The 26,176-nt window shown below is 65.0% G+C and carries 20 protein-coding genes and 1 riboswitch; of the genes, 9 read left to right on the top strand and 11 right to left on the bottom strand.

Annotation, left to right across the window (positions count from 1 at the left end):
- Nucleotides 1–44 precede the first annotated feature (44 nt).
- Both FJW05_RS17880 and FJW05_RS17885 read right to left on the bottom strand, forming a co-directional pair.
- Complete coding sequence (locus FJW05_RS17880) at nt 45–1,859, bottom strand: ABC-F family ATP-binding cassette domain-containing protein (RefSeq protein ID WP_140634443.1); 1,815 nt, start codon at nt 1,857–1,859, stop codon at nt 45–47.
- A gap of 1 nt (nt 1,860) precedes the next feature.
- Nucleotides 1,861–2,505: a thiamine diphosphokinase gene (locus FJW05_RS17885; protein ID WP_140634445.1), complete on the bottom strand. Its 645-nt coding sequence runs from the start codon at nt 2,503–2,505 to the stop codon at nt 1,861–1,863.
- A 135-nt stretch (nt 2,506–2,640) separates the two neighbouring features.
- A riboswitch (TPP riboswitch) is annotated at nt 2,641–2,746 on the top strand.
- A gap of 45 nt (nt 2,747–2,791) precedes the next feature.
- On the opposite strand from FJW05_RS17885, the gene thiB reads away from it, so the two are divergent.
- From thiB to FJW05_RS17910, 4 genes are all read left to right on the top strand, one after another.
- The gene (gene thiB / locus FJW05_RS17890; protein WP_140634447.1) at nt 2,792–3,802 is read left to right on the top strand and encodes a thiamine ABC transporter substrate binding subunit; all 1,011 of its coding nucleotides are present in this window, start codon (nt 2,792–2,794) and stop codon (nt 3,800–3,802) included.
- Nucleotides 3,803–4,032: 230 nt separating this feature from the next.
- Nucleotides 4,033–5,649, top strand: coding sequence for a thiamine/thiamine pyrophosphate ABC transporter permease (thiP, locus tag FJW05_RS17900; RefSeq protein ID WP_140634449.1), 1,617 nt, complete (start codon nt 4,033–4,035; stop codon nt 5,647–5,649).
- The gene (gene thiQ / locus FJW05_RS17905; RefSeq protein WP_140634451.1) at nt 5,646–6,434 is read left to right on the top strand and encodes a thiamine ABC transporter ATP-binding protein; all 789 of its coding nucleotides are present in this window, start codon (nt 5,646–5,648) and stop codon (nt 6,432–6,434) included. Before thiP ends, thiQ begins: the two co-directional genes overlap by 4 nt.
- A 152-nt stretch (nt 6,435–6,586) precedes the next feature.
- Nucleotides 6,587–8,053, top strand: coding sequence for a M48 family metalloprotease (locus FJW05_RS17910; protein ID WP_140634454.1), 1,467 nt, complete (start codon nt 6,587–6,589; stop codon nt 8,051–8,053).
- A gap of 58 nt (nt 8,054–8,111) precedes the next feature.
- Here the strand turns inward: FJW05_RS17910 and FJW05_RS17915 are convergent, their stop codons facing one another.
- Together FJW05_RS17915 and FJW05_RS17920 are read right to left on the bottom strand one after the other, a co-directional pair.
- The gene (locus tag FJW05_RS17915) at nt 8,112–10,145 is read right to left on the bottom strand and encodes a caspase family protein (protein ID WP_181164987.1); all 2,034 of its coding nucleotides are present in this window, start codon (nt 10,143–10,145) and stop codon (nt 8,112–8,114) included.
- A gap of 516 nt (nt 10,146–10,661) precedes the next feature.
- Nucleotides 10,662–11,525, bottom strand: coding sequence for an RNA polymerase factor sigma-32 (locus FJW05_RS17920; RefSeq protein WP_095767541.1), 864 nt, complete (start codon nt 11,523–11,525; stop codon nt 10,662–10,664).
- A gap of 302 nt (nt 11,526–11,827) precedes the next feature.
- Here FJW05_RS17920 and FJW05_RS17925 point away from each other — a divergent pair, with 302 nt between their 5' ends.
- The 3 genes from FJW05_RS17925 to FJW05_RS17935 all read left to right on the top strand — a co-directional run bounded on the left by FJW05_RS17925 (nt 11,828) and on the right by FJW05_RS17935 (nt 14,209).
- Nucleotides 11,828–12,601 (top strand): amino acid ABC transporter substrate-binding protein, encoded by a 774-nt coding sequence (locus FJW05_RS17925; protein ID WP_140634456.1) that lies wholly within the window; start codon nt 11,828–11,830, stop codon nt 12,599–12,601.
- Between the two features lie 160 nt (nt 12,602–12,761).
- A complete protein-coding gene (locus FJW05_RS17930; protein WP_027166691.1) occupies nt 12,762–13,442 on the top strand; it encodes an ABC transporter permease subunit in 681 nt (226 codons plus the stop codon).
- Nucleotides 13,439–14,209, top strand: a complete 771-nt coding sequence (locus tag FJW05_RS17935; RefSeq protein ID WP_140634458.1) for an amino acid ABC transporter ATP-binding protein — start codon at nt 13,439–13,441, stop codon at nt 14,207–14,209. The genes FJW05_RS17930 and FJW05_RS17935 overlap by 4 nt, the downstream gene beginning before the upstream one ends.
- A 249-nt stretch (nt 14,210–14,458) precedes the next feature.
- Here the strand turns inward: FJW05_RS17935 and FJW05_RS17940 are convergent, their stop codons facing one another.
- From FJW05_RS17940 to FJW05_RS17965, 6 genes are all read right to left on the bottom strand, one after another.
- Nucleotides 14,459–15,040, bottom strand: coding sequence for a CarD family transcriptional regulator (locus FJW05_RS17940; RefSeq protein WP_040991750.1), 582 nt, complete (start codon nt 15,038–15,040; stop codon nt 14,459–14,461).
- Nucleotides 15,041–15,409: 369 nt separating this feature from the next.
- Nucleotides 15,410–15,748 (bottom strand): ferredoxin FdxA, encoded by a 339-nt coding sequence (fdxA, locus tag FJW05_RS17945; RefSeq protein WP_095767304.1) that lies wholly within the window; start codon nt 15,746–15,748, stop codon nt 15,410–15,412.
- A 202-nt stretch (nt 15,749–15,950) separates the two neighbouring features.
- A complete protein-coding gene (locus FJW05_RS17950) occupies nt 15,951–16,337 on the bottom strand; it encodes an RNA-binding S4 domain-containing protein (RefSeq protein WP_140634460.1) in 387 nt (128 codons plus the stop codon).
- A gap of 172 nt (nt 16,338–16,509) precedes the next feature.
- A complete protein-coding gene (locus FJW05_RS17955; RefSeq protein WP_140634508.1) occupies nt 16,510–19,911 on the bottom strand; it encodes a helicase-related protein in 3,402 nt (1,133 codons plus the stop codon).
- 704 nt (nt 19,912–20,615) lie between these two features.
- Nucleotides 20,616–21,338: a beta-ketoacyl-ACP reductase gene (locus FJW05_RS17960; RefSeq protein WP_140634462.1), complete on the bottom strand. Its 723-nt coding sequence runs from the start codon at nt 21,336–21,338 to the stop codon at nt 20,616–20,618.
- A 118-nt stretch (nt 21,339–21,456) separates the two neighbouring features.
- Entirely contained in the window at nt 21,457–22,644 is a 1,188-nt protein-coding gene (locus FJW05_RS17965) for an acetyl-CoA C-acetyltransferase (RefSeq protein ID WP_140634464.1), read from the bottom strand.
- Nucleotides 22,645–22,948: 304 nt separating this feature from the next.
- On the opposite strand from FJW05_RS17965, the gene phaR reads away from it, so the two are divergent.
- Nucleotides 22,949–23,542, top strand: a complete 594-nt coding sequence (phaR, locus tag FJW05_RS17970; protein ID WP_140634466.1) for a polyhydroxyalkanoate synthesis repressor PhaR — start codon at nt 22,949–22,951, stop codon at nt 23,540–23,542.
- Nucleotides 23,543–23,787: 245 nt separating this feature from the next.
- Here phaR and FJW05_RS17975 read toward each other — a convergent pair whose 3' ends face one another.
- Nucleotides 23,788–24,936, bottom strand: a complete 1,149-nt coding sequence (locus FJW05_RS17975; protein ID WP_140634468.1) for a citrate synthase family protein — start codon at nt 24,934–24,936, stop codon at nt 23,788–23,790.
- 89 nt (nt 24,937–25,025) lie between these two features.
- On the opposite strand from FJW05_RS17975, the gene FJW05_RS17980 reads away from it, so the two are divergent.
- Nucleotides 25,026–26,126 (top strand): citrate synthase/methylcitrate synthase, encoded by a 1,101-nt coding sequence (locus tag FJW05_RS17980; protein ID WP_140634471.1) that lies wholly within the window; start codon nt 25,026–25,028, stop codon nt 26,124–26,126.
- The last annotated feature ends 50 nt before the right edge of the window (nt 26,127–26,176 follow it).

Genomic DNA, 26,176 nt, shown 5'->3' on the forward strand with positions numbered 1-26,176 from the left:
GATAGTATGCGCATCCCCCTATTGTGGCAAGGTGCGACCGCCCTTCACCCCTCCATCTCTTCGCGCAGCATCTCCAGTTCCAGCCACTCTTCCTCGAGTGCGGCAAGCGTCGTGCGCTCCTTGTCGAGCGCGGCGATAGTCTTCTGGAACGAGGCGGGATCGCGCTCGTAGAAGGACGGGTCGGCGATGTTGTTCTCCAGCCGCGAGATCGAGGCCGTCACCGCTTCGATCTTCTTAGGCAGCAAATCCAGTGCGAATTTCTGCTTGAACGAGAGCTTTTTCGCGGGGCCTTTGGGTGCCGCCGGTTCGGCTTTCGACCCAACCTCGCTCGCCTCGGTCTTGGACCTTGCCTTGCGGTCTGCCAGCCTGGAGCCGCCGCGCTGCGCCAGCATGTCGGAATAGCCGCCGGCATATTCGATCCAGCGGCCGCCGCCGTCCGGCGCGATCACGCTGGTGACGGTGCGGTCGAGAAAATCGCGGTCGTGGCTGACCAGGATCACGGTTCCGGCAAAGCCCGCGACAAGCTCCTGCAGCAGCTCTAGCGTCTCCATGTCGAGATCGTTGGTCGGCTCGTCGAGCACCAGAAGGTTCGCCGGCCGGGCCAGCACGCGGGCCAAAAGCAGCCGCGCGCGTTCGCCGCCGGAAAGCTCGCGCACCGGCGTGCGGGCCTGCTCCGGCTTGAACAGGAAATCCTTCATGTAGGAGACGACATGACGCTGCTCGCCATTGACGACAAGGTTCTCGCCGCGTCCGTCGGTGAGGTAATGCGCCAGCGTCTCCTGCGGATCAACGGCCTCGCGCTTCTGATCGAGCGTCGCAATCTCGAGATTGACGCCGAGCCGCACGGTGCCGGCGTCCGGTGCCAGCTCGCCGGTCAGCATCTTCAACAATGTCGTCTTGCCGGCACCGTTCGGGCCGACCAGGCCGACGCGGTCGCCGCGCTGGATGCGGGTCGAGAACCCCTTGACCACGGTGAGATCGCCAAAGCTCTTGTCGATGTTCCTGGCCTCGATCACCAGCTTGCCGGATTCGGCGGCGTCGCTGGCCACCATCGTCGCGGTGCCCTCTGCTCCGCGATGGCTGCGGAAGCGCTGGCGCATGGTTTGCAACTCGCCGAGGCGGCGCATGTTGCGCTTGCGCCTGGCGGTCACGCCATAGCGCAGCCAATGTTCCTCGCGCACGATCTGGCGGCCGAGCTTGTGCTGGTCGCGCTCTTCCTCTTCCAGCACCTGGTCGCGCCATTCCTCGAAATGCGCAAAGCCCTTGTCCAGCCGCCGCGTCTGGCCGCGGTCCAGCCAGACGGTGGCGCGCGTGACGCGCTCGAGAAAGCGGCGGTCGTGCGAGATCAGGATCACCGCGGAGGAGGTGCGGGCGAGTTCTTCTTCCAGCCATTCAATCACCGAAAGGTCGAGATGGTTGGTCGGCTCGTCGAGGAGCAGGATGTCGGGTTCCGGCGCCATGACGCGGGCAAGGGCGGCGCGGCGCGCCTCGCCGCCGGACAGGTCGTTCGGCCGCTCCTCGCCGGTCAGGCCAAGATGTTCCATCAGATAGGTGGCGCGATGCGGATCGTCGGCCGGGCCAAGGCCCGCCTCGACATAGGCGCGCACGTCGGCGAAGCCGTCCATGTCCGGCATCTGCGGCAGATAGCGGACCGTGGCCGAAGGCTGGCGGAACACCTCGCCGTCCTGCGGCTCGATCATCCCGGCGGCGATCTTGAGCAGCGTCGACTTGCCCGAGCCGTTGCGTCCGACCAGCGCGATCTTCTCGCCGGCGGATGCGCTGAGCGCCGCGCCGTCGAGCAGCGGGGTGCCGCCGAAGGTCAGTCTAATGCCGTCGAGGTTGAGAAGTGGCGGCGCCATGTCAACTTTCTGGAAGAGGATAGGGGTGGGCCAGAAGCAGCGCCCGGCCGCGCTCCAGCGCGATGCCAAGCTGCCCTTTGACCTCGTTTGATATAGTGAGCGAGGAACCGAACGCCACCTCCACGCGGTCGAGCGGCCATTTGGCGCCGGTGACCGTCAGGCCGGACAGGTCGGAAAGGCCGAGCACCGAAAACAAGGTGCCGTCGTCATAGTCGAAGCTGGCCTTGCCGCGCAGGATGGGAACGCCTTCCTGCGCGCCGCTGGTCAGCAGCACGGTCGTGCCAGCCTCGGCCAGCCGCATGGCCATCGCCAGATGCAGGAAGGCATGATCGGCGCGCTTGCCGCCAAAGGCACCGGCCAACACGAGGCTGGTGGCGCCTCGCTGAAGCGCTTCCGCTATGGCGAGCTCGCCATCGGTCATGTCTTTCTCGGCCGGGAAGACTTTTCGCGCCACGGCGGCGAGATCATCCGGCAGGTTGGTCGGCACCGAGTCGAAATCGCCAACCCAGAGCTCCGGCATCAGGCCGAGCATGCGGGCATGGCCGATGCCGGCATCGGCGGCGATGACGCGCGAGCCTTCGATCTGGCGTTCGAGCCGGGGCGTGCGGATAAGCTCGCCGCCAAGCAGGATGGTGAATGTGCCCATGGCCGTCGCCCTTATCAGCCCGTCGGGCGAAACGGAAGCGGGATGCCGCGCGCTTCGGCTGCCAGCCTGCCGGCGAACATTAGCTGCCCGGCAAACTTCCGCTTGCGCGCTGCTTCGGCCGGGCCTATCTGTCGAAACGCTCTAACGGGGTGCCGGACGTGATCCGGCTGAGAGGCGATCAAGCCAACCCGCTGAACCTGATCCGGTTTGTACCGGCGGAGGGATTAGACGTTTCGGACGATCCGGCGCCTCAATTCCTTGTCACTCGAACGAAGGAGGCGCCGATATGCGCGCAATGCTGTCCCATCTCATTCTTGCAACCGGCTTTGTTTCGCTTCTGGCGGGCGTCGCGCCTGCCGCCGCGAAGGACAAGCTCACCGTCTATACCTATGAAAGCTTTACCGCCGATTGGGGTCCCGGCCCGGCGGTGAAGAAGGAATTCGAGGCCGAATGCGGCTGCGATCTCGAATTCGTCTCGGTGGCCGACGGCGTTGCGCTCCTCAACCGCGTCAAGCTCGAAGGCGCCGGCACCAAGGCCGACATCGTGCTCGGCCTCGACACCAATCTCACCGCCGACGCCAAGGCGAGCGGACTATTCGCACCGCATGGCGAAGTCTCCGGCATCGACGTGCCTGGCGGCTGGAGCGACGACACTTTCGTGCCTTTCGACTACGGCTATTTCGCCGTCGTCTATGACACGCAGAAGCTTAAAGTCCCGCCGAAGAGCCTGAAGGAGCTGGTCGAGGGTGGCGGCACGGACAAGATAGTCATTCAGGATCCGCGCACCTCGACGCCCGGCCTCGGGCTGCTTTTGTGGGTGAAGTCGGTCTATGGCGACAAGGCGCCGAAGGCCTGGGCAAAGCTCAAGACCAAGGTCCTGACGGTGACTCCGGGCTGGAGCGAAGCCTATGGCCTGTTCACCAAGGGCGAGGCGCCGATGGTGCTGTCCTACACCACCTCGCCGGCCTACCACATGGTGGCCGAGAACACCGAGCGCTACCAGGCGGCCTCGTTCGAGGAGGGCGAGTACCTGCAGATCGAGGTTGCCGGCATCACCAAGACGGGCGCGAAGAACCTGCTGGCGCAAAAGTTCATCGCCTTCATGACGGGACCGAAATTCCAGGATGTCATTCCGGAAACCAACTGGATGTTCCCCGCCGGCAAGACCGACAAGCCGCTCAACCCGGCCTTCGACAAACTGGTGAAGCCGACCAAGACCTTGCTGTTCAGCCCGCAGGAGGTCGCCGCCAACCGCAAGGCGTGGGTGGATGAGTGGCTGGCGGTGATGAGCAAGTAGGGCTGCGATGCTTGCGCCAAGGCCCCCCTCTCTGTCCTGCCGGACATCTCCCCCTCAAGGGGGGAGATTGGCTGTCACGCCGACCTTCGCCAATCTCCGACGTTGCAGGATCGAGCGCGGCGCCAAAGCTGCCAATCTCCCCCCTAGAGGGGGAGATGTCCGGCAGGACAGAGGGGGGCGCGAAGGAACACGGCGCTCTCTAGTTTTCAGTCCTGCCCCGGTGGTGCAGCGTGCACCCTGCACGTGACTCCCGCATCACTGCCGGCGTCGTCGCGCTCGCGGCCATCGCCATGCTCATCGGCGGTGCCTTCGCCGGCCTCGCCGTCGAAGGCGCGCACGATCTCTCCGGCGCTGCCGCCGCCTTCGACAATTATCTCCTGCGCGTCGCGCGCTTCACGCTGTGGCAGGCGGCTCTGTCGACGCTGCTGTCGGTCGGGCCGGCGGTGCTCGTGGCGCGCGCTTTGTCCCGGCATCCAGCCTTTCCCGGCCGCCGCCCGATCCTGCAATTGTTCGCCGTGCCACTGGCCCTGCCGGCGATCGTCGCCGCGCTCGGCGTCCTGGCGCTCTACGGTCGGGCCGGATATTTTGCCGGCGTCTTCGCCGGACTTGGCGGTGCGGATTGGCCGGGTATCTACGGCCTCTCCGGCATCCTTGTCGCTCATGTCTTCTTCAACCTGCCCTTGGCGACGCGCCTGTTCCTCGAGGCGCTGGGCACCGTTCCCGCCGACCAGTGGCGGCTGGCGAGCCAGCTCGGCATGGGTGCTCGGCCGGCCTTCCGGCTGATCGAATGGCCGGTGCTGCGCGCGGCCCTGCCGGGGATTGCCGGGCTGGTCTTCATGCTCTGCATCACCTCCTTCACCATCGTGCTGACGCTGGGCGGCGGTCCGGCCGCGACGACGCTGGAAGTGGCCATCTACCAGGCGCTGCGCTTCGATTTCGATCCCGCGCGGGCCGTAACACTGACGTTTCTGCAGATCGCGCTCACCTTCGTCGTGGTCGCAGCGCTCACGCGGCTCGGCGCCAACACGGTCGGTGATGCCAATCTGCCGGTGGCGCCGCGCCGCTACCTTTCGGCGGGCCGAATCGAAAGCGCGCTGAATGCCGGCTTCATCATGCTTGCCCTGCTGTTCGTCGCCGGACCGATGCTGGCGACCGTGCTTTCAGGTCTGGGGGCGGATCTCGGACGGTTGGCCGGTGAGGCGGCGGTGCGCCGCGCCACCCTCACCAGCGCCGGCCTTGCCCTGCTTGCGGCGCTTCTCAGCGTGACGCTGTCGCTGGCGTTGATCGCGGCACGGCGCGCGCTGGCCCTACGGCGCCGGGCAGGCGGGGCCATGGGCCTGCTCGAACATGCCGCCGACACCGGCGCCGGCTTCGTGCTCGTCGTGCCGCCGATCGTGCTTGGCGCCGGCTGGTTCCTGGCGCTGCGCCATATCACCGATGTCTTTGCCATCGCGCCGGTCATGGTCGTCGCCGTCAACGCAGTGATGGCGATGCCCTTCGCCATCCGCGCCGTACGCCCGGCCTATGACGCGGCGAGCGAGCGCCACGAGCGGCTTTGCCTTGCGCTCGGCATAACCGGCTGGAACCGGCTCAGCCTGATAGACTGGCCTTCGCTCAGGCGGCCCTTGGCCACCGGCTTCGCCTTCGCCATGGCGCTGTCGCTCGGCGATCTCGGCGTGATCGCGCTGTTCGGCAGCGATTCCGTGCAGACCTTGCCCTATCTGCTTTTGGCGCGCATGAGCAGCTACCGGACAGCCGACGCCGCGGGACTTGCCTTGCTGCTCGGCCTCGTCTGCCTGATGCTGGTGGTCGCCGCCGACTGGCTGGGGCGGGAAGGAAAGTCATGACGACGACCATCGACGGCACCGCCGCGCAAAAGGGCCTCGCCGTCGCGCTGGACGGCGTCTCGTTCAGCTATGGCGAATCCTCCTTCCGCTTCGACGCCGATTTCGCGGCCGGCAGGATCGCCGCCATCATGGGGCCGAGCGGCTCCGGCAAGTCGACGCTGCTCAATCTGATAGCCGGCTTCGAAGCGCCCGATGCGGGCAAGGTCCTGATCGGCGGCGTCGATCTCGGAAACACGCCGCCCTCGGCGCGGCCGGTGTCGATGGTGTTCCAGGAAAACAATTTGTTTGCGCATCTTTCCGTCGAAGCCAATGTCGGGCTCGGCCGCTCGCCGTCGCTGAAACTCGGCGACGCCGATCGCGCCGACGTCGCCGAGGCCCTGGCGCGGGTTGGTCTTGCCGGCAAGGAAAAGCGGCTGCCGCGCGAGCTTTCCGGCGGCGAGCGGCAGCGCGTGGCGCTGGCGCGGGTGCTGCTGCGCGACCGACCCGTTTTGCTGCTCGACGAACCTTTCGCGTCGCTCGGCCCGGCGCTGCGTGACGATATGCTGGACCTTATGGCCGGCATCCATACCGAGCGCGAAATGACGGTGTTGTTCGTCACGCATCAGCCGCAAGATGCGCGCCGCATCGGGCAGGACGTGGCATTTCTCGACGAAGGCACGATCGCGGCAGCCGGGCCCGCCGAGGATTTCTTCGATCGGTCTGGACCGGATGCGTTCAGACGCTATATCGGCGATCGAGGCGGCACCGTTGCCGGATCACAACATGTTGCCCGGAAGCGGACATAATTTATGGCCAAACCGGCAATGGGCGATCCGGCGTTTGCTTGCCTTGTCCGGGGGAGTGTGGCTAGGTCCGGCCATGCTGGTCCGGCTGGACCGTGATTTGCCGAAAGATTTGGAAGGAAGCCGACCTGTCGAGCGGCGCTGAGAAGGTGTGGATGAAGCCGCTGGCACGATTTCTCGCGCTGGCGAGCGTCGCCGTGCTGGCGAGCTGCCAGATGTTCACGCCGCCGGACGTGCAGGAGAGCGGCTTCCAACCTTCCGACAAGCCGATCACCGTCGACAATGTCGTGGCCAACGCCAAGCTCGCCGAAATGGCGAAGGCGCAGCATCCGCGCATCCTGGCCACCTATGGCGGCGAATATTCCGACCCAAAGCTCGAACGCATGGTGGCCAAGGTCGTCGGCAATCTGACGGTGGTGTCGGCCAACCCGACCCAGACCTATCGCATCACCATCCTCAACTCGCCCAACGTCAACGCCTTCGCGCTGCCGGGCGGCTATCTCTATGTGACACGGGGCCTGCTGGCGCTGGCCAATGATTCCTCCGAGCTTGCCGCCGTCATCGCGCATGAGATGGGCCACGTCACCGCGAATCACGGCCTGCAGCGGCAGCAGCTCGAGGCGGAGGAGGGCCTGGCGACCAAGGTGGTTTCCGATGTGCTCGGCGACAGCCCGACCGCCAAGGCGGCACTGATCCGCGGCAAGCTCAGGCTCGCGCAATTCTCGCGCAACCAGGAACTGCAGGCCGACGCCATCGGCATCAAGTCGATCGGCGAGGCGGGCTATGATCCCTATGCGGCGGGCCGCTTCCTGCAGTCGATGTCGGCCTATACCGACTTCCGCTCGGTGAGCGGCGCCACCGACGCCAGCCTCGATTTCCTGGCGACGCACCCGAACACGCCGCAGCGTATCGAATTGGCGCAGCGCCTCGCGCGCAATTTCGGCCCGCCCGGCGTCGGCACGCGCGACCGCGACGCATTTCTGGCCGGCATAGACGGTCTGCTTTACGGCGACACGCCGGAAGAAGGCTATGTGCGCGGCCAGACCTTCATGCACCCCAATCTCGGCGTCTCGTTCACCGTGCCGGACGGTTTCGTCATCGACAATTCGGCGGCCGCCGTGACCGCGACCGGGCCGGGCGACATCGCCATCCGCTTCGACGGCGTGGCGATCGACAAGTCCGTCTCGCTCACCGATTACATCCGCAGCGGCTGGGTCGCGGGGCTGGAAGACGCCAGCGTGCGCCAGGACACGATCAACGGCAACGATGCGGCGACGGCGCATGCCAGCGCGCAAGGCTGGCAGTTCGATATCGCGGTGATCCGCGCCGGCGGGCAGGTCTACAGGCTGCTGACGGCCGCGCCCTCGGCCAGCACTTCGCTGGACCCGGTCGCGCGCTCGGTCAGCGGCTCCTTCCGCGTGCTGAGCCCGGCCGAGAAGGCGGCGCTGAAGCCGCTGCATATCAGGGTCGTCACCGTCCAGGCCGGCCAGACCATGGGCTCGCTTGCCGCGCAGATGGTCGGCGTCGATCGCAAGCTCGATCTGTTTCGCGTGCTCAACGCCATGTCGCCGGGCGCGACTGTGTCGTCGGGCGACAAGGTCAAGATCGTCACCGACAGGTAGGGGCTCGCGAGTTCAGACCAACCAGGCGCCGTCGGCTATTTGACGCGGGGAACCGTCGTCACAAGCCGTCGCTGCCAGTGTCGCCACCGTCGCCTTGGCCATCGCCGGTGCTGCCGCTACCGGTGTCGCCACCGTCACCTTCGCCATTGCCGGTACTGCCACCGCCGGTGCGAGCAGCGCCGCCGACATGGTCGCTGCCACTCCAGGATGCTCTCCCGGTTTCCGGTGGATCCGGCTTGACCTCAGGTTTTCCCGGATCTGTCCGCGTGATGGTCTTCGGTTTCGACACGGGCACTCGAACCACCTTTATCTTCGTGATGACCTTCGGGGCCTTGCACGCCATGACCGCGGGGGTGCTACGCGCGGGAAGGCCCAGGATGCCCATCGAGTACACGTCTTGCCGCTCCATGCCTGCCTTCAGGAAAGCCAGCGCGCGCGCCGGGTCGGCGGGCACGCCGTTGCGGCCTTCCTTGAAGATCACCGCAAGCTCCTTCATGGCATCGACATGCCCCATCGCCGCTGCCTGGAGAAGCAGGTCCAGTCCCTTGCCGGTATCGCGCTGAATGCCGAGCCCATTGAACAAAGCGCGTCCCCACGCGGCCATGGCGTAGGGGTCTCCTTTGCCGGCCGCCTGCGAATAGAGGCCATTCGCCTTCGTGGCATCGACAGCGGTCCCCATTCCGGCCGAGGCGATGTAGCCGAGTTCGAAGACGGCCCGCACATGTCCCTTGTCGGCCGCATCCTGGATGGCCTTCCTGGCCTCGTCGACCTTGCCGGCCGCCAGAAGCGCCCGGCCGAGCTCGTAATGGAAGCGGGCAATGCCGGGATAGGTTTTCACCGCCGCCTCGCAGGCTTCCACCGCCCCGCCGCCGATCTCATTCGGCGTGAGGCCCTGGACGACGCCTTGCAAGTCGAGCGGCGCGCCGGCTACCCGGTCGCAAGCGTCGATGTCCGGCGACAGCCTCATCGTCGCCTGCTTGGCCGCGTTGCCCGCGCGGACATCGAAGCCGACTTCGATGGGCGCGACCGAACCGATCTGCGGCTCGTAGCGCAGTTTGTCGACCTCGGCGGCCGTCAGGCTCGATTGCGGCGAAAGCACGCGATCCGGCAGGGACAGCGTTCCGGTCGCCGGGTAGCTTGCAAGCTTGAGATTGACCCCGGCATCCTTGGCCGGGAAATCCAGTTTCAGCGGAACCGGACCGACGCCGAGCGGGACGCGGATGTCGCGACGTCCAATCGCCTCGGCGGCATCGGCGACCTGGATTCCGCGTTCCGCCGTCTGCTGGCCCTGCTCGGCGTCCAACGGCGGCGGCGTGGGTTGCTCCGCCCCGCGCATCAGCACGACGTCGTCGATCAGCGAGGAGTTCTCCCACGGAACCTGCTTGCCGTTGGTGGCCTTGACCACGTCGCGGCGGACGGCCGCCATGACCGACCGTATCTCCTGGTCCGGCGCCAGCGCACGGCGGGAGAAGGACGACGAAAACGGGCTGAGGTCGCCGGACCCATCATAGGCGACCGCCCCCGGCTCGGTGGCAAAGGCAATCAGCGTGTTCTGCGAACCCGTCACCTGCGCAAGGCCGCTGCCGCCGCTGACGATCAACTGGTCGCGCAGCCAATAGTCCTTGCGCGGGAAAGGATCGTTGCGACAGGCGTCGAGAATGATCATCTGGACCTTCGATCTCGAGCGCAGCTGCCGCAGGATGTCGTCGACCTTGATGGCCTGGACCTCCATGTCGGCCGCATCTTTCAGCGACGCGTCGACCGGGATCAGGAAATTCTCTCCGCCGATCTGGAAGCCGTGCCCCGAATAATAGACGACCGCCAGATCGGCGCCGTCCGCCGCCGCCAGATAGTTACGGAACCGCTCTTCGAACTGGAGCTTGGTCAGGTCCTTGGCGGCGAACACCTCAAAGCCGGCCAGCCGGAATGTCCTCGACACGTTTTCCGCGTCCTTGTCCGGGTTCTTGAGCGTCGGGATTTCGCGGTATTGAGAATTGCCGATCACGAGGGCCACCCTTCGATCGGCATGCGCTTGGAATGTCGTGAGACCCACGAGGATCAAGGCTACAATCAGCGCGCAGCATCGCAGCATGGCAAATCCCCCATGTGGTGTGATCTGGAGGAGTCAGAAAGCCGATTGCGGCGCAACAGTCTGTTAAAGAGCTCACAATCCTAGTAGCACTGCACAGGGATTTTGACCGGTCGGCTCTGTTTGCGTTGGCAGGTGGCACGAGTTGGAGATTGGCCGAAACGCCCATCGCGGTCGTCATTCCAGGGCGGAGCAGGAGCGAAGCTCCGTCGCGGAGACCCTGGAATCCATTCCGTTACTTTCGCCAAGGCGTGCAACGGAGCAGAATTCTGCACTGTGGCGGCGCTTCCAAGTCACGGAATGGATTCTATGGTCTGCGCGCGTCGCTTCGCTCCTTGCTCCGCCATAGAATGACGACGTTGGGGCGGCTTCAACCAGTCCCCGGCGTTTGCGCTGATTGCACGGAAATGAATGGAAAATCTTGCACCAACGGCAACCTTTCAAAATCCCTGTGTCGGGGAACTAGTTATCACCGAGGAAAAATCGCCCCGATGACTTTGAGTTTGGCCCGGACTAACTTTAGGCGGCTTCCGCCAGGAATTCAGGGTTTTGCTTCACCAGCGCCAGCTTCAGCTTTTCCATGGCGCGCGCCTCGATCTGGCGGACGCGCTCCTTGGAGATGCCGAGCTGTTCGCCAAGCGATTCCAGCGTGGCGCCGTCATCGCTCAGCCTGCGTTCCTCGATGATGCGAAGCTCCCGGGCATTGAGCGCGCCGAGCGCGCTCCGCAGCCAGATAGCGCGGCGCTGGACGTCGATCCTCTCGCCGACGATTTCGTCGGGAAGCGGGTCTTCGGAGACCAGGAAATCCATCCGCTCGGCGGCGCCGTTCTCGTCGGCCAAAGGCGCGTTGAGCGAGCTGTCGGGGGAGGACAGGCGCGAATCCATCATCGCCACGTCGGCCTCCGGCACGCCCAGCGCCGCCGAGACCTCGCGGTAGAGCGAGGCGTTGGAGAGAGGCTCGGCGCCGTTGGCGAGGCGCGCGCGCAGACGCCTGAGATTGAAGAACAGCGCCTTCTGCGCGGAACTGGTGCCGCCGCGCACGATCGACCAGTTGCGCAGGATGTAATCCTGCATCGAGGCGCGGATCCACCAGGTGGCATAGGTCGAGAAGCGTACTTCGCGCGCAGGTTCGAAACGGGCGGCCGCCTCGAGCAGGCCGACATGGCCCTCCTGAATGAGATCGCCGAGCGGCAGGCCGTAATGGCGGAATTTCGAAGCCATGGAGATCACAAGGCGCATATGGGCGACAGTGATCCTGTGCAGCGCGTGCTGGTCGTTCTCTTCCTTCCAGCGGAGCGCAAGGACATGCTCCTCGTCGCGCTCGAGATACGGAGCCTTCATTGCCGCCCGGACCAATGTCCGTCCTGCCGCGTCCTCGATCATGCCGGCTCCTTTTGCGACGATTGCGCGTATGGCGGTTGAAAAGACGCCGCCGCGCCCTACAACAGCCATGCAACGTGTCAGGCGCATGGATGGTTCCGCCGCCCGAGGGGGCAGATGGTGCCGGCGGAAACATTCTGTTATCTGCCGGGAAGCCTCTTGGCGGATTCCCGGCGGTTTAGAGAATCAGATTTCTGGCAGAGCCGATTTTTGAAATCTGGTTCCTTATTTTGCAGCCTTCTATCTGCCAGTTTCCGGCTCGCACAGTCGCGCCGGGACACCGGTCAAAACGGGATCACAGAAAAATGAAATGGCTCAAACCGCTTCTTATCGCTGGAACGCTGCAGGTTCTGGCGATCACCGCCAGCTATGCCGGCGCCAATCTCGACCAGATCAAGCAGACCGGGGTGCTCAAGGTAGGCACTGAAGGCACCTATGCGCCCTTTACCTATCACGATGAGTCCAACGCGCTGGTCGGCTTCGACGTCGAGATCGCCAAGGCCATCGGCGACAAGCTCGGTGTCAAGGTTCAATTCCTCGAAGGCAAGTGGGACGGCCTGATCGCCGGCCTCGACGCCAACCGCTACGACGCCGTCATCAACGAGGTCGGCATCACCGATGCCCGCAAGGCCAAGTATGATTTCTCCGATCCCTACATCGCCTCGAAAGCGGTGCTGATCGTGCGTGGCGACAACACCGACATCAAGACCTTTGCCGATCTCAAGGGCAAGAAGTCGGCGCAGTCGCTGACCTCCAATTTCGGCAAGCTCGCCGAGAAGAACGGCGCCGAGCTCGTCGGCACCGACGGGTTCGACCAGTCGATCCAGCTTCTGCTTACCGGCCGCGCCGACGCCACGATCAATGACAGCCTGTCCTTCCTCGATTTCAAGAAGCACAAGCCGGACGCCAATGTGAAGATCGCGGCGCAGGAAGAGAATGCCGATTATTCCGGCGTCATCGTGCGCAAGGGCGATCCGGAGCTGGTCGCGGCCATCAACAAGGCGCTGGCCGACATCAAGGCCGACGGCACCTACCAGAAGATCGCCGACAAGTATTTCGGCCAGGACGTTTCGAAGTAAGGCAATCGTCCCCTTGCTGAGATACCGGCGGGCCGTCTTCGACGGCCCGCTGTTTTTGCACGACATTCATCTGGGTCGTCTTTGACGGCCCGCCGGTTTTTGCATGATAGTCGGTCCATACGGGGGACGCGCCGCCGTATCTGGAAGGGAGAAGCGCTTCGTGCCGCACTGGCTGCAATTGATGCTGGAATCGTTGCCGACGCTGTTGTGGGCGGCGCTGATCTTCACCGTGCCGCTGACGCTATTGTCCTTCGCGCTCGGGCTCATCGCCGGACTGGTGACGGCGCTGATCAGGCTGTTCGGCCCGAAGCCACTGGTCGCGCTGGTGCGCTTCTATGTCTGGATCTTTCGCGGCACGCCGCTGCTCGTTCAGTTGTTCCTGATCTTCTACGGCCTACCGTCGGTCGGCATTCTGCTCGATGCCTTTCCCGCCGCGCTGATCGGCTTCACGCTCAATATCGGCGCCTATACATCTGAGATCATCCGGGCCGTCATCGGCTCGGTGCCGAAGGGGCAGTGGGAAGCTTCCTATTCGATCGGCATGACCTGGAGCCAGGCGATGCGGCGCACCATTCTGCCACAGGCGGGCCGCGTTGCCGTTCCGCCGCTTTCCAACACCTTCATCTCGCTGGTCAAGGACACCTCGCTGGCGGCGGCGATCACGGTGCCCGAGATGTTCCAGGCCGCGCAGCGCATCGTCGCGACCACCTATGAGCCGCTGATCCTCTATGTCGAGGCGGCCGCGCTCTATCTCGCGCTGAGCTCGGTTCTGTCGGCGCTGCAGGCGCGGCTGGAAGTGCGGCTCAACCGCTATGGCGGGTTCCTGGAGGCCAACGCATGATCGGCCTCAGCAACATCGAAAAGCGCTTCGGCGACAATCTGGTGCTGAAGGGCGTGACCGTCACCCTCGACGAGGGCAGCGTGACTGCGCTAGTCGGCCCTTCCGGCGGCGGCAAAAGCACGCTCTTGCGCTGCATCAACCTGCTGGAAATCCCGACGTCCGGTTCCTTGCGCATCGGCGACGAGACGCTTGCGTTCCATCCGGGCGGCAAGGTGCCGGCCAAGGATATCCAGCGCATCCGCCTGCAGACCGGCATGGTGTTCCAGAATTTCCAGCTCTTCCCGCATCGCACAGCGATCGAGAATGTCATGGAAGGGCTGGTGACGGTGCTGAAATGGCCTGAGCCGAGGGCGCGCGAGCGGGCGATGGCGCTGCTCGAAAAGGTCGGCATGGCGGAAAAGGCCGACGCCTGGCCGGCAACTCTGTCGGGCGGTCAGCAGCAGCGCGTGGCGATCGCCCGCGCACTGGCGCCGTCGCCGCGCGTGCTGCTCTGCGACGAGCCGACCTCTGCGCTCGATCCGGAACTGGCGCAGGAGGTGGTCGACGTGCTCGGACAGCTTGCCCGCGAAGGCACGACCATGGTGATGGCCACGCATGATCTCAGGCTCGCCTCGAAGATCGCGCAGGAGGTGGTGTTCCTGGACGCCGGCGTCATCGTCGAGAAAGGCCCGGCTTCGGTCGTGTTCGACAATCCGGAGCGCGCGCGAACCAAGCGCTTCATCGCCTCGCTTAGGCAAGAGGAAGCGCAGAAGGGAGGCGGCGGCTGAGCCTCCCAACTTTCTACTTGTGGGCCAATCGCATAGGGCGGCGCCGGCCCCCTCATCCGGGCGCTACGCGGCCACCTTCTCCCCGATGGGGAGAAGAGCTTGGCGCCGGCGCTGACAACCTCCTCTCCCCTCGGGGAGAGGTCAGCCGAGCGAAGCGGAGGCTGGGTGAGGGGGCGCCATATGCGAGAGACCACAAGCAAAAAAACCCGGCGCGAGGCCGGGTTCTTCGTAACTCAAAAGCAAAAAAGCTCAGGCAGCTTCTTCCTGCTCGGCTTCCTCGTTGTCGGCCTTGGCGCCGCGCTTCGGACCCTTGTTGAGGTTGACCTCGATGAGGCGCACCGCCTCGGTCTCAGACATGCGGTTCACAGCGGCGATCTCGCGGGCCATGCGGTCGAGCGCGGCCTCATAGAGCTGGCGCTCGGAGTAGGACTGCTCCGGCTGGTTGTCGGCGCGGTAGAGGTCGCGCACAACTTCCGAGATCGAGATCAGGTCGCCCGAGTTGATCTTGGCATCATATTCCTGGGCGCGGCGCGACCACATGGTGCGCTTGATGCGGGCGCGGCCTTGCACGACTTTCAGCGCGCGGTCGACATAATCCTCTTCCGACAGCTTGCGCATGCCGATCGAGGTCGCCTTGGCGACCGGCACCTTCAGCCGCATCTTATCCTTCTGGAAATCGATGACGAACAGTTCCAGCTTGTGACCCGCAACTTCCTGCTCGTCGATCGCCACGATCTGGCCGACGCCATGCGCCGGATAGACAATGAATTCGCCGGTCTTGAACCCGTGGCGAGCCGCGTTGGACTTCTTCTGCGGGGTGATCGTTGCCATTACGCCCTGAACTCCTTAGTTGTGCAGCCGGCATCATGCCGGCTCGAACCCACGAGGTCGGCAAAGCCGACCGTTAGCCGCGCAACAGGATGAACCACCGGAAAGCCAAGGGCCGGCATATCGCACGAATGCGACCGCCTGCCCAGATCGCTCTGGTCCGGATCGAGAAGCTCACCTTTCAGTGATTTGGGGCGTTAGCGCCATAAATCGACGTTGTGTCACCGGCATGTTTCGTTGATGTAACACAAAAAGTCGGAAGAATCAAGGTTTTGCTGCATTCGCTAACGCCAAGCGGCAGCGCTGCCCGTCAAGACGGCAATTGTATCGGTCCGGTTACGCCGCGTCATGCCGGTGTTCCCGGCCGCTCTATCAATCGCCTTCGCCGGGCTCCGCCGAGAAATATTTCTCGAACTTGCCGGTCTCGCCGTCGAACGTCTTGGCGTCCGCCGGCGGCTCCTTCTTGGCGGTGATATTGGGCCACTTCTCGGCGTATTCGGAATTGATCTGCAACCATTTGTCGAGGCCGCCCTCGGTGTCCGGCTTGATCGCGTCGGCCGGGCATTCGGGCTCGCAGACGCCGCAGTCGATGCACTCGTCAGGATGGATGACGAGCATGTTCTCGCCCTCGTAGAAACAGTCGACCGGACAGACCTCGATGCAGTCCATATATTTGCATTTGATGCAATTGTCGGTCACGACATAGGTCATTGCAGGCTCCGGAACGTCCCATTTTGCTGGGCTTTTCGGCTGAGGTAACGCCTTTGCCCGCCGCATGCAAGGGCAGGGATTGCAGGCGGAGCCGGTGTCGCGGAATGGAATTCCAGCCGGAAAGCTTCGGCGAAGTCGTCCAGCCTAACCGTTGCGCAGTTTTCCTGAAATTGCTGCAGCCGTGCCGCGGCCCGGCTATATCTCAGTCGTCGCCGAGCAGCCGGTCGGTCTGCCGCCGCTCGCGTTTGGTCGGGCGGCCGCTGCCGGCCTCGCGCAAGGCTGGAACGGCGTCCGGAACCGCCTCGCCTTTGGGTGTCGGCGCCGGCGACAGATCCTCGTAAAGCAGCCGCGCCTCGTCGGCCGGGCCGCGCCTGGCGCCACAGTTCAGCACCTTCCAGACGAGGATACGACGCTCGAGCGTGATGGTGAGCACGTCGCCGGGCTTGATCAGATCCGACGCCTGCGCTGCTTTGTCGCGATTGATGCGGACGCGTCCCGCGACGACGACCTTCGTCGCCAAGGACCGCGACTTCACCGCGCGCGAGAAGAACAGCCATTTGTCGATGCGCTGGCGGCCTTCTCCAACCATCGCGGCTAGCTTTGTTGGGGCATGATCTTATCCGAAAACCGGTTCCCACTTTTCGCTGACGCGGTCCTTCGGTTCGGGATCATGCTGGCTCTTTGATGGAGCATGATCTCGCCCGAAAACCGGGTCCCACTTTTCGCTAACGCGGTCCTTCGGTTCGGGATCATGCTCGAACCTATTTCTTCAGCTGGTCGCGCAAGGCGGCGAGCTTGGCGAAGGGCGAATCCGGATCGAAGCGCTGCGGACGTTCCTCGCGCGGCTTGCCCTGGAAGGCGGGCTTGCCGCCTGCGGCGTTGCTCTTGCCGTCCTGCCTGCCGCCCTTCCAGTCCGGCCGGCCTTCGCGGCGTTCGCCTTGCGGCTTGCCTTCGCGCCGTTCAGCGCCCTCACGCCGGTCGCCCGTCTCGGGCCTCGGCTTGAACTTCGAGCGGTCGAAGCGCGGCTTGCCGGCGCCTTCGCGCTGCTCGCGGCGGCCTTCCTGGGCGGGCCGATCGCCGGGCTGACCGCTTGCGGCGCTTGCCTCACCTGCGGGCTGGGCGCCGCGCGGGCGATTGTCGCGACGGTTGTCGTGGCGATGGCGCGGACGCTGATGGTCGAAACGCGCCTGGCGCCACAGGAGCACAGGTTTTGGTTCCTCGGCTTCGGCTGGCGCCTCGCCGCCGGCACTATCCTCCGCCTGGTAGGGAGGCTCGGCGTGTAGCGCCGCGGCGGGGGGAGCGCCAGCGGTACTGGTGTTCTCCGTATCGTCGGCGTTATCACCGCCACCCGCGTCGCTTCGCGCCGCGACCTCCCCCATCGAGGGCGAGGTAAGGACGTCGGCGCTTTCGGCCGCCTCGGGCGCTGCCGCAATGTCCGCCGCTGCGGCGTCTTCCGTAACCTCGGCCGGAGCTTCTGCCGGCTCTGCCGTGGCAGGCTCCACTGCCACTTCCGCGACGGCTTCGGCCGGAGCTTCGGCGGCAGCCGGCTCCGAGCTCTCGACCGTTGCGTCCGCGACCGTATCAGTTGCCGCAGCTTGTGCCTCCTCCCGCGCGGCGCGCGCGGCATTATCCGCGGCGAGCTTGGCCGCGGCCGCTTCGCGGGCGGCGTCGTCCAGCGCGTCGAGCTTCGCCTTCACCTCGGCCGCCGGTTTTGCCTCGGAACGGTAACCGAGACCCTTGAGAATCTCTTCCATGTCGTCGGCCGTGGCGCCGAGGATCGACATCATCGGCGGCGTCACCATGAAGGCGTGGCCATCATAGGCGCCGTCCGGACGCTGGCCAAGGCCGGGCTTCCAGTTGGTTGCCGGGCGGATGAGGTCGGCAAGCCGCTCGAGGATATCGACGCGCACGGCGCGGCGGCCGAGATTGCGGTAGCCGGCGAGCTTGTAGAAGGTCTTGTCGAAGGCCGGGTCGATGACCACGGAGGTGCGGCCGGAGGCCAGCGCATGCACCACATCGCCGAAGCCTGGCTTGTCCTTGCCGTCGTTCTTCAGCGCCCACAGCAACGTCACCAGGCCAGCCGGCGCCGGCTTGATCAGCGCCGGCACGAAGACATGGTAGGCGCCGAAGCGGACGCCGAGGCGGCGAAGCGCTGCGCGGCCTTCCTGGTCGAGCGACTTCATCTCCTCCGCTATGTCGCGACGATTGATCAGGCCGAAATGCTCGACCAACTGGAAGGCGATGCCGCGCGCGATGCCGGCGAGCTGGTCGGCATTCTTCAGGTCGACCAGCGGCTTCAAAAGCGTTTCGATCTGGAAATTGACGAAACGCTCGGCGCGCGCCGCGACCTTGTCGCGGGCGGGGCCGGTCAGCTGCTCGTCGGCAAGCAGGACCAGGCGCGGCTTCAGCGCCTCGTCGGCGGCGACCAGCGTGCCGATCGGCGCGCCGATCCAGCGCAGGACGCCGTCCGAGCCCAAAGCCAGGTCGCCATTGGCGCAGGCGGCAAAGCGCTCGGCGCGCGCCTCGAACTCGGCCGCGAGCGCCTTCTGGGCGGCGGTGCGCACCGCCTTGGCGTCCTCGCCGCCGGCGCTCTGGTCGGCGGTGAAGCGGAACCCTTGCAACTCGCCGACATGATGGCCTTCGACGAGGACGGTTCCGGACGGGCTGATTTCGGCTTCAGGCATGGTATTTTCTCTAAGGCGCCGCATGAGGACGGAAGTCCTGCGGTCTACGAAGCGTTTCGTCAACCGCTCATGCAGCGCATCCGACAATCTGTCTTCGATTTCGCGCGTCTTTTCCTGCCAGTGTAGCTGATCGGCCAGCCAGCCGGGGCGGTTGGAGACGAAAGTCCAGGTGCGGATCTGCGCGATCCGGTGCGACAGCGTGTCGATATCGCCTTCCGTCGTGTCGGCGCGCCGCACCTGCTCGGCCATGTAATTCTCATCGACATGGCCGTGACGTGCAAGGTCCATATAGATCGAGGCGATAAGATCGGCATGCTGTGCCGGCGCGATCTTGCGATAGTCGGGGAGCGCGCAGGCTTCCCAAAGCAGCGCCACGCGCTCCTTGCCGGTGGCCAAAGCGCGGATGTCGCCGTCGCGCGACAGCTGTTCCAGCGCCTGCGCGTCGACGGCCGGCAACGCGCGGGTCAGGCCTTCGACCGGCGCATTGGCCTCGATCGAGCGCTTCAGCGCATCGAGGCTGGAAAAGTCGAAATCGGCGGTGCGCCACTGCAGCACCTTCACCGGATCGAAATCGTGCCCCTCGATCTTGGCGACCAGTTCCTCGTCGAACGGGTCGACCTGGCCGGTGACGCCGAACGTTCCGTCGCGCAGGTGCCGGCCGGCGCGGCCGGCGATCTGGCCAAGCTCGGCGGCGGTCAGGTTGCGGTATTGATAGCCGTCGAACTTGCGGTTCTGAGCGAAGGCGACGTGATCGAGGTCGAGGTTCAGGCCCATGCCGATGGCGTCGGTGGCGACGAGATAGTCGACATCGCCGGACTGGAAGATCTCCACCTGAGCGTTTCGGGTGCGCGGGGAAAGAGCGCCGAGCACGACGGCGGCGCCACCCTGCTGACGGCGGATCAGCTCGGCGATCGCATAGACCTCGTCGGCCGAGAAGGCGACGATCGCCGTGCGCCGCGGCAACCGGGTGAGCTTCTTGGAGCCGGCATAGGCAAGGTGCGACAGCCGCGGCCGCGTCACCACCGACACGCCCTTCAACAGCCGCTGCAGGATGCCATGCATGGTGGCCGCGCCCAGGAGCAGCGTCTCCTGGCGGCCGCGCAGATGCAGGATGCGATCGGTGAAGATATGGCCGCGCTCGAGATCGCCGGCGAGCTGCACCTCGTCGATGGCGACGAAGGCGGCGTCGGTCTCGCGCGGCATCGCCTCGACGGTGCAAACCGAATATCTTGCGCCGGCGGGCACGATCTTCTCCTCGCCGGTGATCAGCGCCACCTTGTGGGCGCCGACCTTCTCGCAGACGCGCGCATAGACCTCGCGGGCAAGCAGCCTCAGCGGCAGGCCGATGACACCGGTCTCATGCGCGACCATGCGCTCGATGGCGAGATGGGTCTTGCCGGTGTTGGTCGGGCCCAGCACGGCCGTCACGTCGCGGCCCGAAAGGATCAGCGGCTGGGAGTGTTTCGGCTGGATGTTCATCGGCTCGGAAATAAGGTTTCTGCCGCTCGTAGTCTGAAGCACGGCGCTGCCGCCGCGTGTGACAGGCGACACATAGGGACTTCGGGCGTGAAGCGAAAGTGGAATGTTCCTTCGCGAACTGGCTATGCCGGAGGGGGCAGCCAAAATCGGCTGTTGTTAACAGCTGGAACGAGTCTGGAACGAATCAGCGACGAATCGGTGACTCGTTCTGATTCAGGTTTTGTTCACGGCTATATGTGGATTTTTTGACGATGAGTCTCACCACATGCTGAATCGCTGAACTGGCCCGATTCCTGCTTGGCCTCGACCGGACCCGGGTCGTCGTTAACCTTTGCCGGGCAATGGTCACGCTCGACCTGAGCGCAGACTTCAAGGTTATGAAATTGTTGACTTTTCTTAATCGCTTTTAACGAGTTCAGTGGCGTTTGCGCCGTCTCGCATTAACTTTCCGGCCAAAGCCAGAACGAATCGGCGACGAATCAGCGATCCGGCGGTTTTCCCGGTTTGTTCACCCCCAGATATGGTGTTATCCACAGCTTGCCCACCGAGAATTCACAGCTTGTCGCAGGGGTTATGCACAGAACGTGGCTGCGGCCGTTAACTTTTGCGTGCCGAATTGAGGCAAGGTGTCGCGCCGGCCTGCCGGCGGGACAAAAAAGCGGCTCCGGTGCCGGAGCCGCCTGGCGACAAATGGTGTCAGGCGATCAGGCGAAATACTGGCCGCCATTGGCGGTGATGGTCGAGCCGGTGATGAAGCCGGCCTCGTCGGAAGCCAGGAAGGCGACGCAGCGCGCGATCTCTTCCGGCTCGCCGAGGCGACCGACCGGGATCTGAGCGATAATCGACTCCCGTACTTTTTCCGGCACGGCCATGACCATGTCGGTGGCGATGTAGCCGGGGCAGACGACATTGACGGTGATGCCCGCGCGAGCCCCCTCTTGAGCCAGCGCCTTGGTGAAGCCGATATCGCCGGCTTTCGAGGCCGAATAGTTGACCTGGCCCATCTGGCCCTTCTGGCCGTTGATCGAGGAAATGGTGATGACGCGGCCGAACTTGCGGTCGCGCATGCCGCTCCACAAAGGATGCGTCATGTTGAAGACGCCGGACAGGTTGGTGTCGATCACTTCCTTCCACTGTGCGGGCGTGATCTTGTGGAACATGGCATCGCGGGTGATGCCGGCATTGTTGACCAGCACGGAGACCGGACCGAGATCGGCCTCAACCTGGGCGATGCCAGCGGCGCAGGCCTCGTAGTCGGCGACGGACCATTTGTAGACGGGGATACCTGTTTCGGCCTTGAATTTCTGGGCCGCCTCGTCATTGCCGGCATAGTTGGCCGCGACCGAATAGCCGGCGGTCTTCAAGGCGACCGATATCGCAGCACCAATGCCGCGCGTTCCGCCCGTGACGATTGCTACTTTGCTCATGTGTGCTCCTCCCTGTTGGTCGGAGGAGCGAGTAGGGAGTAGCGAATAGCGAGTAGGGGTTGAAGCCTGCTGCGCCGCCGCCGTTTTCCCTATTCGCTACTCCCTATTCGCTATTCGCTCAGTTCAGCGCTTCCACGCACATCGCAACGCCCATGCCGCCGCCGATGCACAGCGTGGCAAGGCCCTTCTTGGCGCCTCTGCGGCGCATCTCGTGGACCAGAGTGTTGAAGACGCGGGCGCCCGAAGCGCCGATCGGGTGGCCGATGGCGATGGCGCCGCCGTTGACGTTGACGATCGAGGGATCCCAGCCCATGCCCTTGTTGACGGCGCAGGCCTGCGCGGCGAACGCCTCGTTGGCCTCGACCAGGTCGAGGTCCTTGACCGACCAGCCGGCCTTCTCCAGCGCCCGCTTCGAAGCGGGAATGGGCCCCGTGCCCATGATCGCCGGATCGACGCCGGCGGTCGCCCAGGCGGCGATGCGCACCAGCGGGGTGATGCCGCGCCGCACGGCCTCGGCCTCGGTCATCAGCAGCGCGCCGGCGGCGCCGTCATTGATGCCCGACGCGTTGGCGGCGGTGACCGTGCCGTCCTTGTCGAAAGCGGGCTTCAGCTTGGTCATGGCGTCGAGCGTCGCGCCGTGTCGGATGTACTCGTCCTGATCGACTGTTGTGTCGCCCTTCTTGCCCTTGATGGTGAAGGCGACGATCTCGTCCTTGAACCGGCCGGCTTTCTGCGCAGCCTCCGCCTTGTTCTGCGAGGCGAGCGCGAACTCGTCCTGGGCTTCGCGGGTGATCTGGAACTGGCGTGCGACGTTCTCGGCGGTGTTACCCATATGGTAGCCATTGAAGGCATCCCACAGGCCGTCCTTGATCATGGTGTCGATCATCTTGTAGTCGCCCATCTTGACGCCGGCGCGCAGGTGCTCGGCATGCGGCGACATCGACATCGATTCCTGGCCGCCGGCGACGATCACCTTGGCATCGCCGGTGGCGATTTGCTGCATGCCGAGCGCGATGGCGCGCAGCCCCGAGCCGCAAACCTGATTGAGGCCCCAGGCCGTGGTCTCCTTCGGCAGGCCGGCATTGATCGAGGCCTGGCGAGCCGGGTTCTGTCCCTGCGCGGCGGTCAGCACCTGGCCGAGGATGACCTCGTCGACCTCCGCCGCCTCGACGTTCGCGCGCGCCAGCAATTCCCTGATGACGGCGGCGCCGAGCTCGTGCGCCGGCGTGGCGGCGAAACTGCCGTTGAAGGATCCGACCGCGGTGCGAGCGGCGCTGGCGACGACGATGGAATTGGAAGCGGACATTTTCTTCTCCAGACTTCGAGGTGTCGTGTTTTAAGCTATCCTTGAAGACTTTCTTGCCGGTTCAGGCAGCCGAGTCAAACCGGAAATGGGCATGGCCGCCATGCGCGGCAAGCAGAGCGCGCGCCGGTTGCGGCAACATGACGTTGACCGCGCGGCGAATTTTGTCATGCCCTGCAGCATTAATTGATGCCGCAGTGCACAAACCGCTTGGAATTGTGAGGCTTTTGCGCGTATCCTCGATAAAGGGCGCAATCGTTACCGGCCGCTTACTCCTAGAGGTGCCGGTGTCCTGGGGAGGATACGGATGGCCGCAAAAGACGACCCGATCGTCATCAAGAAGTATGCCAATCGCCGGCTCTACAATACCGGCACAAGCACCTATGTGACGCTCGAGGACTTGGCCGAGATGGTCAAGAAGGGCGAGGAGTTCACGGTCCAGGACGCAAAGACCGGCGACGACATCACGCATCCGGTGCTGACGCAGATCATCTTCGAGCTGGAGAACAAGGATGGGCAGAACATGCTGCCGATCCCGTTCCTGCGCCAACTCATCTCCTTCTACGGCGATCAGATGCAGATGATCGTGCCGAGCTTCCTCGAACAATCGATGATCGCCTTCTCCAAGGAGCAGGAGCGGTTTCGCGAGCAGCTCAAGGGCACCTTCGGGAAAGCGCCGATCGACATGATGAAGACACCGATCAAGGCACTCGAGGAACAGACGCGACGCAATGTCGAGATGTTCCAGAACGCCATGCGCATGTTCACCCCTTTCCCGCCCGCCGGCGGCAATTCAGCGCCGGCCGCCGAGCCAGCGAAGAAGGAAGAGAAGGGCGACGATCTGCAGGAATTGAAGGCGCAGATTGCGGCCATGCAGCGCAAGCTGGACACGATGTCCTGACGGGTGTGCCGCCGTCTGGCGGCGGTCGCGAACGTTGGAGATTGGCGCAAAGGCCCATCCCGTCGTCATCCTCGGGCCTGACCCGAGGATCCATTCCGTGACCGACGCCGTAGGGCTCAGCGGTGCAGAATTCTCTCAACGTTGCAACGCCTTAGCGTCACGGAATGGATTCTAGGGTCTGCGCGCGTCGCTTCGCTCCTTGCTCCGCCCTAGAATGACGACCTCAGACGCGTTCCGGTTAATGGTCATCGTCCCACGCTAATAGGCCCATCATAACGGGCACGGGGCCTGATCGGCCTGTTGCTGGCCGCCTGCTCGATGGCATGGGCCGTCCAGCCGACGCTGCGGCCGAGCGCGAACAGGCGGAACGGCGCATCGGCCGGCAGGCTGAAGCTGCGCGTCATCGCGGCCAGCGCAAAATCGATGTTCGGATGCAGCCCGGTCGCGGCGAGCACCGCGTCGCGAAGATGGACGATCCCGTCATCGATCTCCAGGTCGGGCAGCAGTGCTTGCGCGCGCGGATCGCCTTCCGGATAAAGCGGGTGGCCGAAGCTTGGCAGCGGCCGGTCCTGAGCGAGCCAGCGGGCAATCGCCTCGTCTGGACCCAGCCGCTCGGCATCCTCGACAAGCGTGATTGCCGCCGCGCCGGCACCGCCATGGCGCGGGCCGGTCAGCGTCGCAAGGCCTGCGAGCAGGCAGGCGGCGACCGGCGCGCCGGTGGAGGCCGCGACGCGGGCGGCGAAGGTCGAGGCGTTGAGCTCGTGATCGGCCAAAAGCACCAGCGCCTTGCGGATGAGATCGGCGCCGGCGGCTTCCACCGACCAGCCCTGCGCCAGCCTGATATGCACGGGTTCGGAGCCCGGCGACGCGCCGAGCGCGGTTGCCAGCGCGCTGGTCGCGGCGGCGCCGTCCTGCTGCAGCATCGCCGGCCTGCGTCCGAGCGAGGACCAGCCTCCGGCGGCGAGCGCCGAAAGCCTGGCGAAGGCGGTGGGCGTGCCGCTTTGCCGGGCGGCAGAAGGGGTCAGCGAGGCGAACGATACCGGATGGACGGAAGCCCATAGCAGTTCGGCGGTCTCCTCGAGCGTCGCCGTCGCCGAAATCTCCACCGCGTCCCTGCCGCGATAGACAAGGCGGCCATGCAGCACCGTCGAGATCGAAGTGGGAATCGCCGGCTCGCCCCAGGCGATGGCGCTTTCGGCGATTGCCTGCGGGCTCCTTCCGCGGTCGCGGCGCGTGGCGAGCGCGGCGATGTCGTCGGCGCGGTACCGGCTGCGGCGCGGGTCTGCTTCGTCCGGCTTCATGCCGATGCGGCCGCGGCTGACATAGGCATAAAGCGTCTGCGGCCGGACGTTGAGCCGCTCCAGCGCCTCATCCCGGGTCAGCCATTCCGTCATTTGCCGCCTTACATTGATTATCTTGATCAAGATTGATGCATTGATTGCGCAGCATTAATTGTCGTGCACAAAAGGTCAAGGAGACGATCATGGCAAATGGGCTCGATGATGTTGTGGCGGCAGACACGGTGCTTTCCGATGTCGATGGTGTGGGCGGGCACCTCACCATCCGCGGCCATTCGCTGATGGAACTGGCCGGCCGCCGGCGCTACGCGCAGGTGGTGCGGCTGCTGTTCGACGGCTTCTTCGACGACCTTCCGAGCGATGCCGAACTGGAGAAGACGATCGGCAAGGCGCGGGTGGAAGCGTTTGATCGCGTGCAGCCAATGCTTGCCCACTTGGCGCCGCTCGATATTTACAGCGGCATGCGGGCCGGCATGGCCATCCTGCCGGACGGCGACGGGCTTGCCGATGCGCTGCGGCTGGTCGCGGCGCCTGCGGTGCTGACGCCGGCCTTGCTGCGCCTCGATCGGGGCGAGACGCCGATCGCTCCCGACGAAAAAGCCGATCATGCCGGCGACATGCTGCGCATGCTCTCCGGCGCCGTCTCGCCGGCGCTTGCCAAGGCGCTCGACAGCTATCTGGTGACGGTCTGCGACCACGGGCTCAACGCCTCGACCTTCGCGACCCGCGTGGTGGCCTCGACCCAGGCCGGACTGACCTCGGCGATCCTGGCCGGGCTCGGTGCGCTGAAAGGCCCGCTGCATGGCGGCGCGCCGGGGCCGGTGATCGAGATGCTGGACGCCATCGAGGCCAGCGGCGACGCCACGGCATGGCTGCGCAACGAGATCGCGCATGGCGAGCGCATCATGGGCTTTGGCCATCGCATCTACCGCGTGCGCGACCCGCGCGCCGACGCGCTGAAGACGGTCGTTCGGCAGCTCGGTTCGCGCAACAAGACGAGCGGCAAGGAGATGGGCAGCAGGTTGGCCTTCGCCGAAACGGTGGAGCAGGCGGCGCTCGAGGTGCTCAGCATCGCCAAGCCGCAGCGCTCGATCCAGACCAATGTCGAATTCTACACCGCGCTTCTGCTCGAAGCCGTCGGCTTCCCGAAAGAGGCGTTCTCCAACGTCTTTGCTGCAGGCCGCGTTGCCGGCTGGATTGCGCACGCGCGCGAGCAGCAGGCGACCGGACGGCTGATCCGGCCGCAGTCCCGCTATGTCGGGCCGGTGCCGGATCTGGTTGCCTAAGAGGTAGTTCCTCGCTCCACCTCGGCTACGGCACCTCCAAGCGGCTGGTC

The sequence above is a fragment of the Mesorhizobium sp. B2-9-1 genome (assembly GCF_006439455.1).
In the GTDB taxonomy this organism is placed as follows: domain Bacteria; phylum Pseudomonadota; class Alphaproteobacteria; order Rhizobiales; family Rhizobiaceae; genus Mesorhizobium.